The following is a 13,387-nucleotide window of genomic DNA, read 5'->3' as shown; positions in this document are numbered from 1 at the left end:
AGGGATTTTTTTAATACTTGTAATCTTCAATTTCCACTTTGTCGACTTCCTGATAGGGGGCGAGCGTGGAAACCATCTTCACTGTTCCGCCGGATTGATTGACCACATAATGCGTTTCACCGGGTTCAATATGAATCAAATCGCCTTGTGTCAGGTGGTGTACGACACCGTCCACTACGATATCCACTTCGCCCTCCAGAATGAAAAAGTTTTCCTCCATGACATTGTGGTAATGGGCTTTAAAATCCTGTCCGGTATGAAACTGCACAACCGCAAAATTCATGCGGGGGCCTTTCATCAAATATTTCGGGCCGCTGTCCCCAAAGCGGTATTCCCTTTCCTTTTCATTCAGTATAAACATTGTTGCTTCCTCCATAATCTATCAATTTATCTGACGGAACAGTTTTTACAGCCCCGGAGCGATCCACATATTTTTTGTCAGCTTCTGATCGCAAAGCTCCAGCTGCGCCGCATAGACCTTGCGCCACGGCGTATACAGCGCCGTATAGACGGCATGGTTTTCCAGATCAGGCTGGTAGGTTTTATCCCATGCAACCAGCTTTTTGGCGGTTTCGGGGATGTCTGTATAAATTCCCGCCCCATAACCGGCCAAAATGGCGGCGCCAAGTGCGGTTGCTTCTTTTACCACAGGGACTTTCACCGGCAGGCCAAGCACATCCGAGACAATCTGGCACCAGACGGGGCTTTTCGCCGCACCCCCGGCAAAGACGATCTCATCCGGCAGATTTCCGGTTGCTTCCTTTACCAAATCCAGATGCCCTCTGGTGACCAGCGCGGTATTCTCCATAATTGCGCGGTAAAACGTATACCGGTTGAATTTTTCCGAGTCCAACTCGAAATTGGTGAAAGTCGGGGCGGCATGCTTCCAGGAGATGAAATTCATCACATCTGAAAATGCGCACATCATGCCGTAGCTGCCGGCCGGAATCTTCTTTGCCTCCTGATCCATCAGGTAATACGGGTCCTTTCCGGTCGCTTCTGCCTGCTGTTTTTCAAGCTGGCAGAAGCCGTCACGGAACCAGCGCATGACAAGCCCCGGCTTAAAGGCAAGCGCTTCATACTGCCAGACGCCGGGAACCGCATGGCAGTTGACACGCACGCGGCAGCCGGGATCCGTTTTCCCGCTCGCGGTATTGAACTCGTACTGCCAGAAGCTTCCGCCGAATACCGCCGCCTGACCCGGCTCCACTACGCCTACGCCGATGCATCCCAACTGGGCATCGCCACCGCCCACGACGAGCGGTGTTCCTTCCGCAAGCCCCGTTTCAGCCGCCCCGGAAGCGTTGACCCTGGCCGCGACGCTTCCGCACTCCAGAACAGCCGGGAAAATATCCGGCCGCAGACCGCATTTTTCCGCGATGGAGGGATCCCACGCGCGTTTCTGCAGATCGAAAATACCGGTAGTCGACCCGTTGCTCGGCTCGACGGCGAGGAACCCGGACATCTTATAAATCAGCCAGTCGTTAAACATTCCCACCGTCGCGGTCTTTTCATAAAGCTCGGGCATCTTGTTTTTCACCCACAAAAGGCGGGGCAGGGCGCCGAGCGCGTAGGTCTGGCCGGATTCAAGGTACACCTCTTTTTCCAGTTCCGGATTCATCCTGATCAGCTGGCCAACCTCGTCGTTGCTGCGCGCGTCCACATTGGCGCATGCCCAAATCTCTCTGCCGGATGCATCGTAAAGCACAATCCCTTCCCGCATACAGGTGGTTGAGACAGCCGCGATCTCCCGAGGACTGACACCAGTCTGCGCAAGAACACCGCGGATACAGCCCGATGCGAGTTCCCAGTTATGCACCCAGTCAAAATCCATGCTGCCCGGATAGCGCGGGTCTTCCTTGTGCTCCCATTCCTGCTGCACACAGCCGAGCTGTTTTCCTGAGGTATTAAACAAAACCGCACGCACACTGCCTGTTCCCGCATCCACAGCCATTAAATAGTTATCCGCCATATCCATACCTCCAATGTGTGTTCTTATTGTCAGTTCAGATTATCTTCCCCAGTCAATCTGAAAGCGGTATCCTCATCGGTAATCAGGATATCCAGATAGTTTCCGCAAAGCGCCGCACGGATCGCCTCCACCTTCTCCGTCCCCGCTGAAACACCGATGACGTTATCCAGTTCTTTCAATGTGGAAAGCGGGGTACTGATCAGCCTGTCTTCCACGCCGGTCATAACCAGCTCGCCGTCCTTATTGATAAAGTGGCTCAGGACGTCACCGACAGCTCCCTGCATTTTCAGATACAGAAAATCATTCTGATTCAGAATGCCTGATTTGAGAATTGTTGCATTATCATTCATGGCGCCGATCCCGACGACCGTCAGGGAAGAAAGCATTACCATCCGGGAAATTTCCTTGACGGAGGTTTCCTCCCTCATTGCCGCCACCATTTCTTTTGAGGAGGCGAGCAGAGGCGCGGGAATCAGGTACAGCTTTGCATTGAATACATTGGAACGCGTATTCGGCAGATAATAATTCACGCCTCCTGTGAGAGAAACGCACGAAATCGGATGTTCCATCATGGTTGCAAGGTTATTGAGCACGCGGCTGAGCGTATCACCATAGCCAAGATTGATAAAACTGTTTTCTGTCAAACGGTCACTAATATACATCGCGGCTGCTTTGGCGATTGTTTCGTTCTTTTCTTCCTCATTGGGGTTGGTCGGAACCACAAATACATCTTTTAATCCGTAATGCTCCATCAGCTTTCTCTCCAGCTGCATCCTGTTCGCGCTTTCTTCACGGATCTTGAATTGAATGATTCCGGTCTGCCTGGCTTTTTCCAGCAATTTAATGACGCGCATGCGCGAGATTCCCAGCAGTTCGGAAATCCTCTGCTGTGTCATGTTCTCCAAATAATAATACCATGCTGTTTTTATCATTAATGTTTCTTCATAATCCATGCTTTTTCCTCCAAAACCACCCGATAATGATACTCTTTTCTTTCCGGATGACACAAAAGTTCATTGCATAATCAATTGAAAGATCGATACAAATGTTTTGATGTCAATCATGTGTTTTATATTTCATAGTATAGCAGTCTCCGTTCAATGTGTCAACAAATTTATGATCCAGCTTTTGATTTGTTTGAACTGCAAAACATTTCTCCTCAAATTTAATGCATATTGCACATATATTCTTCAAAATATGTCTAAAATTATAAATATTGAGATGTAACAAGCCTAAAAAATGTTTTGTTTCAGCAGATACAAAAAAACCGGCTGTTGACAAAGTATTAAAAATAATTTATGATATGGGCAGCGATAAAAATTCAACTCGATAACATTTGTTGCAATTTGACTGGATGGAGGGTCTGAAATGGGAGAAGAGCAAAGCACCCCTTTGCAGGGAGCAATGCTTTCCGTGCGGGGAATCTACAAATCTTTCAGCCTGAATGCTGTCCTGAAAGGGATTAATCTGGATATTCGCCCCGGGGAGGTCGTTGCGCTCATCGGCGGCAACGGCGCCGGAAAAAGCACCTTGGTAAAAATCATTATGGGTATCCACCAACAGGACAAGGGTGAAATATACATAGCCGGCGAGAAGGTAAACCTGAGCAAGCCGTCTGTGGCTTTGGCGAAAGGGATTTATCTTGTCCCGCAGGAGCCGATGCTGTTCCCGAACATGACGGTGGAAGAAAATATCATCATCGGTTTTGATGAGAAAAAGAGCGAACTTCACAAACGTCTGTGTGATTTGCTCGATCAGCTGGAATGGAAGCTGGATTTAAATCGGAAGGCAAGCAGCCTGTCCATCGCGGAGCAGCAGCTTGTGGAAATTCTGCGCGGGCTTCTGCGCAATTCCCGCATTCTGTTCCTTGACGAACCTACCAGTGCGCTGACGTTCGATGAAGTGGAATCCCTCTTTAAGATCATTGAGGATTTAAAGAAAAAGAACATCAGCATCATTTATATTACACACCGGCTGACAGAAGTATTTGAAATTGCAACGCACGTCGCGATCATGCGGGACGGCGTCATCACGCTGAGCGGGCCGGTCAGTGAATTTACAAGGGAAATGCTTGTGAAAGGGCTTCTGCCTCCTGATGCGCAGGAAAAAGTCATGGCGGAAGATCGTCCAGCTCTGGATTATACCGATTTAAAGCCGGTTTTCCGTCTGGAAAACTTCAGCGGCTATGGTTTTTCCAATATAAGCCTTGAAGTTTATCCCGGCGAGATCCTGGGGCTGGCGGGCGTCGTCGGTGCGGGGCGCACCGAACTTGCCACCACGATTTTCGGCAGGGATGTTGTAAAAGACGGCAAAGCTTTTTTGCTGGATGAGGATGTCACCGGCCTTCCTACCCGGAAAATCATTGAAAAAGGGATCAACTATGTGCCGGAGGACCGCCATCTCAACGGTATTTTTAAAATCAGCAGCGTAGCGGTTAACATGTCTTCCGCATGTCTGGACAAAATGGGAAAATTCTTTTTCAACTTCAAGTCTGAAAAAGAGCTGACCGCGCAGTATGTCCGGGATTTCCGCATCAAGGTTACCGGGCAGGATCAGCTGCTCGGAAGCCTGTCGGGCGGCAACCAGCAAAAAGTGGTCATCGGCAGGGCGCTTTCAACAGGTCCGAAGCTGGTCATTCTAGATGAGCCCACCCGCGGTATCGACGCGGCGGCACGCGGCGATGTTTACGCCATCATCCAGCAGCTGAAGGAGCAGGGCGTGGCCGTACTGCTGATTTCTTCCGACATGGAGGAGATCATGGAACTGAGCGACCGCGCCGTGACCATGTTCCAGGGCCGGATCAACCACAGCTTCAAAAAGGAAGAAATCACGCAGGATCATTTGATGGCCGCTTCCTTTGGCGTGTACGAAGGAGGTAAACAGAGTGAGTAATCTGAAAAAAATACTGAAATCCAGAGAAATCTCTTCGCTTGCTTTTGTTGTTTTTCTGTTCCTCGGCGTCGGCGCCGTGAACCCCGAATTTCTGTCCGTCAAGAACATCATGCTCTGTCTGAACGGCAGCGTTGTGTTTACGATGCTTGCGGTCGGGATCGCCTTTGTCATTATTACCGGCGAGATTGATGTTTCCGTAGGCGCGACATTGGGACTTTCCGCCGCTGTTTCCGCCACGCTGATCCGCGACGGCGCTTCCTGGGTGCTCGCAATTTCAGCGGCGCTTGCGGTCGGCCTTGTGATCGGCCTGATCAACGGGCTGGGCGTCGTGGTACTGAAAATCCCGTCGATCATCATGACGCTGGGCGTTAATGGTGTTGTGCGCGGATTATGCTATGTTTATACCAACGGCAAATGGGTGGAAAACCTGCCGTTTGAATTCAAGGCGCTGTCTCAGGCCACAGTCGGCAATATGACCTGGTTTTATCTGTGTGCTTTGGTGCTGACCATTGTCATTTATGTTCTCCTGACCCGTACGAAGCGCGGACGCTATTTTGCGGCGGTCGGCGATAACGAGGGCGGCGCGACGTTAATCGGTATTCCGGTCGGCACAACGCGGATTCTCGGCTTTGTGCTCTGCGCCGTTTTCTCCGCAGTCGCGGGGCTGATGTATGTAAGCCGTATCGGCTTTGTAACCCCGACAGCGGGCAACGGTTATGAAATGAAAGCCATTGCCGCCTGCGTACTGGGCGGCGTCAGCCTGGCCGGCGGCATCGGTTCGGTCATCGGCGCGGCCCTTGGCGCGATCATCATGGCATCCATCGGGCGAATCCTTGTGTTCCTGCAGTTTTCTTCCGATTTAGACAACACAATCACCGGAATCCTTCTGATTACGATTGTGGTTGTGGATGCGCTGTTGCAGCACCGCGCGGTGGAAAAGGCGCGGCGCGAGCGTCTGACCGCAAAAACCGCGGGGTCTGTGAACACGGAAGGAGGCGGGCAGCATGCCTAACAACTGGTTTAAGAAAAAGTTTTTACGCTGGGAGCTGTTCCTCGTCGCTCTGCTCCTGCTGGAGGTAACCGTATTCGGAACGCTCAATCCGAAATTCCTGAAACCTCGCGTACTTCTGGGCAGCATCAACGACTTCATGTCAATCTGTGTCATCGCCCTGTTTGTCACCTTCGTGCTGATCACCGGCGGTATGGATATCCAGGCAGGTTCCATTGTGGGGCTCACCTCGATCTCCATTGGTTTAATGTGGCAGGATCTGGGCATGAATATTTGGGTAGCCGCGGTTCTTTCCATTATCATCGGCGCTCTGTGCGGTGCGCTCAGCGGATTTTTTGTGGCCTACACCGGCGTACAGCCGATGGTGGTAACCCTTGGCGGCTCGTTCCTTTATTCAGGCCTGGCTATCGCGGTTACAAATCTGTCGGCAACTGAATCCTATAAGGGAATCAGCGGTTTCCCCTCTTATTTCACAAGTTTTTCGAAATACCGCTTATTCGGAATTCCAAGCCAGGTGATCATATTCGTGGTCCTGATCGTGATCAGTTACCTGCTGCTTCATAAGACCAAATATGGCCGCAGCATTTTCCTGTGCGGCGTCAATCAAAACGCGGCGGAATATTCCGGTATCAAGACAAAGCTGATCATCATGAGCACCTACGTCCTGTCCGGTATGAGCGCTTCCATCGCCGGCATCATCCTTACTTCTTACCTTGGAACCGCCAAAGCGGACTTCGGCAAAGAGCTCACGCTTCCCATCATTACGGCGGTTGTTCTGGGCGGCACCTCCAACCTCGGCGGACGGGGCAGCGTCATTGGGACAGCGCTCGCGGCTCTGGTAATCGGCATCATGAGGTTCGGTCTGTCGATGGCCGGACTGAACACCCAGTACCTGGACATCCCCGTTGGAATCCTGCTGATTGCGGCAGTTGCGTGCCGTACCGCTTTCGGCCACTACAAATTTTTCTCCCTGTTTCGCAATCGCCTTCCCAAACAGAAAAACAAATAAGTGTTGGTAATGCACGGGCAAAACAGCCTGCGTATGTATAAAAAATTAGGAGGAATATTTCATGAAAAAAGTTATGTCATTGGCCCTTGCAGCAATGATGGTTGCTTCTGCATTTTCCGGCTGCGGCGGCAGTAAATCTGCGTCCAGTGAAGCCCCGGCTTCTTCCGCCGCTGCTGCGGAGTCTTCTGCTGCGGAGTCTGCCCCGGCAGCCGGCGGCAAAGACATCACCGTGGTGTTTGTTCCTAAGCTTACAGGTAATGCATTTTTTGAATCCGCTAACGACGGCGCCCAGGCTTATGCGGAAAAGGTTGGTTTCACCGTAAAATATGACGGCAGCCCGGAAGCGTCCGTTGCCAATCAGGTTACCGTAATCAACAACGCGATCCAGCAGGGTGCCGACGCCGTCTGTGTGTCCTCTGTTGACGCAACCGGTCTGGACGATGTCATGAAGCAGGCAAAAGACGCCGGCCTTCAGGTTGTCACCTGGGACTCCGACGTTTCCGGCGACGCCCGTACTGTCATGGTTTCTCAGGGCACTCCGGACATCCTCGGAAAAATGCTCGTTGAGATGGGTGTGAAATCCCTGACCAGCCGCGGCAAAGACCCCGCCAAAGACGCAATCAATTATTGCTGGCACTATTCTCAGGCAACTGTGGCCGACCAGAACTCCTGGCAGGTTGCAGGTGAAGCTTATATCAAGGCGACCTATCCCAACTGGGTCAACGTTGCTCCCGACAACTACTACAGCGAGCAGGACGCTGAAAAAGCAATCAGCGTCGGCGAATCCATTCTGTCCGCTCACAAAGACCTCGATCTGGTAATCTGCAACGACTCCACCGCTCTTCCGGGCCAGTGCCAGGCTGCCCAGAACCTTGGCATGACCAAAGATGACGTTACCATCACCGGATTCGCTTCCCCCAACTCCATCAAAGATTACTGCAAAGCCGGCGTAATCGAGCGCTGGGGCCTGTGGGACTGCCAGATTCAGGGCGCTCTGGGCTGCTATCTTGCCTATTACCTCGCTTCCGGCAATACGCTGAAAGTCGGCGACAAAGTGGATGTCCCGGACATCGGTACTGTTGAAGTCATGCCGAACACCGTTCTCGATCCTAACGCGTACACCGCTGATGATTCCGGCGTGGTCCTGCTGCCCGAGCGCGCGGAATTCACCGCTGAAAACATGGACAATTACAACTTCTAAATCACTCAGCTATACTTTCTGAAGAGCATACGGTACGCAGGCATGGTCAAAGCGGATGCGATGGCCATGCTTCGCCCCTGTACGGAAAAGCGAATCCATTTTCCGTACAGGGGCGAGGTATGGGCTTCCCGGCTTTCGTACCAATTTATTATTAAGGAGGACTTCACGATGGCAGATAAAGACGGACTGAAAGTCGCAAAGGACTATCATGTTGATGTACCCTTCGCGAGACAGGGAAATTTTCATGTGAAAGGCGCAAACGATTTGGATTGGGGCATGAAAAAGCATCTTTCCAATATCTTCGATCCCAAAACCGGCAATACGGTGATGTTTGCCTTTGACCACGGTTATTTTATGGGCTCCGTGTCGGGGCTTGAGCGTCTGGATTTGATTATTCCGAAGCTTCTGGACAGCGTGGACGTATTGATGGGTACCCGCGGCGCTCTGCGCAACTGCGTTCCCCCCGCATGCAAAAAGGCGATCGCTCTGCGCACGACTTCCGGTTCCTCCATGCTCAACGACGATTTGAGTCATGAAGTGGTCGCGGTCAATGTTGAGGACGCGATCCGCATGAATGCGGACTGCATGGCTGTTCAGACCTTCATTGGCGCGGATGGGCAGCTTTCCAGCATCGACAACCTGTCCAAAACCATCAACGACGGCATGCGTTACAGCATCCCCACGCTGGGTGTCATCGCTGTCGGCAAACAGATGGAACGCACCGACCGTTTCTTCAAGCTTGCTACCCGCATTGTCGCGGAAATGGGCGCCAACATCATCAAGACCTATTACTGTGAAAACTTCGAAGAGGTCGTAGCCGCGTGCCCGGTTCCGATCGTCGTGGCGGGCGGCAAAAAGCTGCCGGAAGATGAGGCTCTTACGCTTGCTTACAAATCGATCAGCGAAGGCGCGCGCGGGCTTGACATGGGACGCAACATCTTCCAAAGCCAGCACCCCGTTGAAATGGCCAACGCAATCCGCAAGATTGTCCATGAAAAATTCACGGACAAAGAAGCCTATGAGTTCTACCGTGATTCCATTCACGAATAATTTGTATGGTCTGCCAAAAACCCGGCTGCTTTCGCAGCCGGGTTTTTGGCTTCTATAAAACATAAGGCCGGATAGATGCTTCTATCCGGCTTTATGTTTTACGCTGATCATTACCTGCCGAGGATTGTTTTTGCAAGCTGCAATGCGCGTAGCACCGCGGCATCCATATTATAATACTTATACTCTGCCAACCGCCCGCACAAAAACAAATTGGGGAACGACCCCGCCAGACCGGCATATTGCCGGTACCGGTCTAAATTTTCCGGGCTGGAAATGACATAGTATGGGATATTCCCCTTTTCCCCCATCGGGTCATACTGCATCGGGTATTCTTTCAAGATCGTGGTAGACCCCTCCACCTGCCGTCCGCCGAGCTTTTTAAATTCGGTAATCCGCGTGAACGCTTCCTCGTTCGGGTAATTGACCACCGCGGCGGGCTGGAAATCCGTCACAGGCTCCTGCTCAAATATCAGATTCAGGGAGCGGTACGGGAGCTGTCCGAACGCATAACCGAACAGCTGGTCGATTGCGCCGGTAAAGATGACCGGGCCGGTGAACTCCTCATTTTCAAAGAGGAGTCTGCCCTGTTCCCTGTCCAGTTTCAGCACCTCGTTGGCCTCGCAGTTTAAGCGCACAGTGATCGACGGATGCCCCAGTATTGCCTCAAAAATCGGCGTAAATCCATTTTCCGGCATGTACTGGAAATCGTCCTGAAAATACCGGTCATCGTAGCCCAGGACGACCGGCACGCGGTTGATCACCGACCGGTCCACCTGCTCGGGAGGAGTCCCCCACTGCTTGGCCGTATAATGCAGGAATACCTTTTCAAAAACATACCGGCCGAACGACTGGATTGTCTCGTCCTCGGCATTCATCAAATCCAGAACAGAAGCCTTCTGCTGGTTGGGAAACGCGGCCGTCAGCTTTTCTTTCACCGCTTTCGCCTGCGCATCGGGAAACAGCAGATCCAGAGAGCGGAAATTGAACGGAATCGGCACCAGTTTACCGTCGATCCGTCCCAACACCCTGTGTTCATAGGGCTGCCAATTCGAAAACCGCCTGAGATAGTCAAACACCTCTTTGGAACTGGTATGAAAGATATGGGGGCCATACCAATGAACCAAAACGCCGTTGCTGTCCGGCGCGTCATACATGTTCCCGCCGATCTGGGCGCGTTTGTCGATTACCAAAACGGTTTTTCCGGCTTCCGCCAGTTCTCTGGCTGCAACCGCGCCGGAAAATCCGGCGCCCACCACAATACTATCGTATTTCACATTGTACCTCCTGTTTTTCCGGAAATTCCGGAGCCGGCGCCACAATCGCGTCAGGACTCCTGCCCGCTTTTTACAAAAAAGCGGTAGACCTTTTTCAGCCGCTGTCTCCCCACGCTCCCTTTCGGGAAAAGTTGATCCGCGATCCTGCGGGGCAGGCCGAACAGGTTCCGGAACCTGCCAAGGATCGTCCTGTTCTGATCCAGGCCATAGGCGACATGCCATGCGCTTCCCTCTCCCATGCGGAAAAGCAAAAGTTCATAAAACGGCGTTTTTCTGGCGTAGTACCAGAACTCCTGCGCAAAATCCTCGTCGGGGCGGTGCCACGGTTTCATAAAGCCGGCATAATGAATCATTTTCGGATCGGAGCGTGCGCGTTTGTAAGCATGGAATACTTCCTCCGGCGCATAAACAATCACATGATTGACACGGTAATGGTCACAGTCGGTCAGCATATTCCAAGTCATGTCCAGAAATTTTACGCGGCCCTCGCAGTAGAGGTTCAAAACATCCTGATCATTGTATTTGTATTCATGCGTTGCGAAAGTGAGCCATTCGTTCAGGGTATGCGTCTTTCGCATGGCGGCCGTATTGAACAGCAGCACGCCCGCCTGAAAATACTGATAGGGGTCCTTCATCTTTAGTGTTTTTATGCAGTATTCCATGGTGGACGGATTCGCGCCATTGATCTGCCCCAGAAAATCCGGGTCCCGCGCCGCCGCCAGCAGCACGTCCGAAACATCCGTCCCGTATAGTTCCGCGACATCGGCCTTTACCACCATGTCGCAGTCGAGATACAAAACCTTATCACATTTCGGCAGCATATCCTGGATTAAAAAGCGGAAATACGTTTCCACGCTGATATGCGCGTTGGCTTTCAGTTCATAGCCGCGAAGCATCCGCTCGGCATTAAAAAACCGGAGGGAAAAGTTTTCACGGTCTCCCAGCATACCAAGCAGCAGCTGCTTATTCTCCGTCGTAATGTCCGACTCGAGCAAAACCAGGTCATAATTGTGCTGCTGCGAAGAATTCTCCATCAAGGACTGGATACAGGTCGCCGCCATCGGTACAAAATTATTGTTCGCGGCGAATACCACCGGGACTTCCCGCTGTGCAAAAGCCGGCGCCAGCATCTCCTGCGGGTCGGTATTATCAAACAGAACACACTGCAGCTCCCCGACCTTCAGGTCCTTTCTGTGCTGGGTCAGATAGAGGTAATAGATGCCGAAAAGCCGTTCTCCCAGATGCCCCGGCGTGCGCAGAGCCTCCTGGCTGTATTTGGACATATCGGTGCGCTTTTCAAATTCGCCAAGAATATCAAACAGCCAGGCGCAGTAATCCTGAAAGAGTTCTTTTTTCAAAATGTACATATTGCAGAAACTGGTTCTATGTCCTTCGCAGTGCAGTTTGGCCGCACTGCTGTATTCCGGATATTTTTCATCGATAATATCCAGCACGCACTGCAAATCTTTGCTGTGAAGTTTGGGAGCCTTGCGGTATTGGTCAAAGACCGAACGGTAGCGCCCGCCGATCTTCCGCAAGTCTTTGCGGGTCGTCGTTACAATATCATACTGCTGCACCAGCTTCTGAATGGTCGCATCATCAAAACCATAAAGACGCGCAGCCTGCTGGTCTATATAGCTTTCCAGAACGTTGCCCCACTCGTCCTCCGGATAGCGGATGGAAGAAAAATTGAAATAGCGGCGGTAATGGCAAAAACCGTAATAATCCGCGTCAAGGTTCTTCCATGCCCAATACTGAGCGGTCAGTTCACAGTACATGGGGTTTTTCGCGGAGATATTCTCCCCTTCGTCGTCGTGGAGCATTCCCTCGAACCGTCTTGCGGCGGCCGCCGCCCCGACCTGTATCGGGCGCAGTATCTGGCTGTCGGGGTGGTCTGATTTCTTATGGCAGGAAATCAGGATTTGAATGTTGGACATGTCTTTTCCTCCGTATCACGATTCAAAATTGCGTCTCAAAAAACGGGAAACCGGTTTTTCCGCCGCCTGATAATGCACTGCGGCAATCACAAATGCAGACAGGACTGTGAGAATAAACGAAACCGTAAATCCAAGCCGCGGCGCCAAAAGTGTCAGCAAGAGGCTTCCGTAGGTCATATGGGTCACATAGACGGAATAGCTGATCTTTGCAAGATAACCCACTGCCCGAAAAGATTTGATTCTATCATTCAAAAGCAACGCGATGCTGAACAGCAAAAATGCATAGGCAAAGGAAACCGCATAGGGAAGGCTTTCGTAATAATCGGGGTTAAACATGGAAATGCCCTTGATCATCAGCAGATAATTCACGCTGCCCAGCAGCAAAAAGGACGGGAATCCCATTTGTCCGCTCCAGAGATAATAGAGAAGCATCCCGAAAACAGGGAAAACCAGATACCATGACATCCTGGCAACCTCGCCGAGCGCGAGAGGGAGATTAAGCGCGGTAAACGCGCCATAGCATGCAGCCAGCACCGCCTCCAAGGCGAAAACCGCCGTCCTTGGCTTTTCGTGCAGCCACGAATAAAACAGGAAACCCAGAAAATAAAACAGCAATGTCGGAAACAGATACCACGTTGTGCCGTTGATGACATCCGGCTCGCCGAACAGGTAGTTGAGCAGGGTCCCGCCGAACAGCCATTGCCTCGGGGTAAACTGCGACCAGTAGTTCGGGGCTCCGGTAATGAAGGAAAGCAGCCTCTGTACGACAAAGAAACTCGCAAATGACAGCAGCAGGGGCGGATAGATTTTCAGAACCCGTTTGGCGGCATAGGTAAATCTGCTGCCGCGTCCGCCGCCGTGCGCCAGCAGAAAACCGCTGCTCAGAAAAAATAAAATGACGCCCAAAGCCCCGAACGACTGGATAATCCCAAGCGGACGGTTAATCATGTTCTCTACAAGCCGCCCGGGAAGCCACTGCGGATTACGGAACGGGCCGAGATGGTCCCATACAATCATGGCGATCGCCGCCGCCCGCAGAAGTG

General features: G+C 51.9%; 10 protein-coding genes and 1 pseudogene. 5 read left to right on the top strand and 6 right to left on the bottom strand.

The features are described from left to right. Window positions 1-10 precede the first annotated feature (10 nt). From C1A10_RS15010 to C1A10_RS15000, 3 genes are read right to left on the bottom strand one after another with little or no spacing between them, the layout of a single operon-like run. Complete coding sequence (locus C1A10_RS15010; RefSeq protein WP_101911024.1) at window positions 11-361, bottom strand: cupin domain-containing protein; 351 nt, start codon at window positions 359-361, stop codon at window positions 11-13. A gap of 45 nt (window positions 362-406) precedes the next feature. After that, a complete protein-coding gene (gene lsrK, locus C1A10_RS15005; RefSeq protein ID WP_101911023.1) occupies window positions 407-1,972 on the bottom strand; it encodes an autoinducer-2 kinase in 1,566 nt (521 codons plus the stop codon). Between the two features lie 29 nt (window positions 1,973-2,001). Further along, complete coding sequence (locus C1A10_RS15000; RefSeq protein WP_101911022.1) at window positions 2,002-2,925, bottom strand: sugar-binding transcriptional regulator; 924 nt, start codon at window positions 2,923-2,925, stop codon at window positions 2,002-2,004. A 415-nt stretch (window positions 2,926-3,340) separates the two neighbouring features. Between C1A10_RS15000 and C1A10_RS14995 the strand changes: the two genes are divergently transcribed. The 5 genes from C1A10_RS14995 (at window position 3,341) to lsrF (ending at window position 9,133) form a co-directional block, all read left to right on the top strand. Continuing rightward, on the top strand, window positions 3,341-4,864 hold the full coding sequence (locus C1A10_RS14995; RefSeq protein ID WP_242968948.1) for a sugar ABC transporter ATP-binding protein: 1,524 nt from the start codon (window positions 3,341-3,343) through the stop codon (window positions 4,862-4,864). Next, a complete protein-coding gene (locus C1A10_RS14990) occupies window positions 4,857-5,876 on the top strand; it encodes an ABC transporter permease (protein ID WP_101911021.1) in 1,020 nt (339 codons plus the stop codon). The genes C1A10_RS14995 and C1A10_RS14990 overlap by 8 nt, the downstream gene beginning before the upstream one ends. Then, entirely contained in the window at window positions 5,869-6,882 is a 1,014-nt protein-coding gene (locus C1A10_RS14985; protein ID WP_101911020.1) for an ABC transporter permease, read from the top strand. The genes C1A10_RS14990 and C1A10_RS14985 overlap by 8 nt, the downstream gene beginning before the upstream one ends. Before the next feature lie 61 nt (window positions 6,883-6,943). Then, window positions 6,944-8,083, top strand: a complete 1,140-nt coding sequence (locus tag C1A10_RS14980; protein ID WP_101911019.1) for a substrate-binding domain-containing protein — start codon at window positions 6,944-6,946, stop codon at window positions 8,081-8,083. Between the two features lie 168 nt (window positions 8,084-8,251). Beyond that, window positions 8,252-9,133: a 3-hydroxy-5-phosphonooxypentane-2,4-dione thiolase gene (gene lsrF / locus C1A10_RS14975; protein ID WP_101911018.1), complete on the top strand. Its 882-nt coding sequence runs from the start codon at window positions 8,252-8,254 to the stop codon at window positions 9,131-9,133. 110 nt (window positions 9,134-9,243) lie between these two features. On the opposite strand, the gene glf is transcribed toward lsrF, so the two are convergent. The 3 genes and pseudogenes from glf to C1A10_RS18810 all read right to left on the bottom strand — a co-directional run. Beyond that, window positions 9,244-10,407: a UDP-galactopyranose mutase gene (gene glf, locus C1A10_RS14970; RefSeq protein WP_180951232.1), complete on the bottom strand. Its 1,164-nt coding sequence runs from the start codon at window positions 10,405-10,407 to the stop codon at window positions 9,244-9,246. 50 nt (window positions 10,408-10,457) lie between these two features. Next, complete coding sequence (locus C1A10_RS14965; RefSeq protein WP_101911016.1) at window positions 10,458-12,344, bottom strand: DUF4422 domain-containing protein; 1,887 nt, start codon at window positions 12,342-12,344, stop codon at window positions 10,458-10,460. A 15-nt stretch (window positions 12,345-12,359) separates the two neighbouring features. Beyond that, window positions 12,360-13,382, bottom strand: a pseudogene (locus C1A10_RS18810) (acyltransferase family protein); the annotation flags it as partial. Window positions 13,383-13,387 lie beyond the last annotated feature (5 nt).

Origin of the sequence: Marasmitruncus massiliensis, from assembly GCF_900186535.1 — a bacterium.
GTDB lineage: Bacteria > Bacillota > Clostridia > Oscillospirales > Ruminococcaceae > Anaerotruncus > Anaerotruncus massiliensis_A.
The sequence above is the reverse complement of the archived record's forward strand: the minus strand, read 5'-3'. Positions and strand labels throughout refer to the sequence as shown.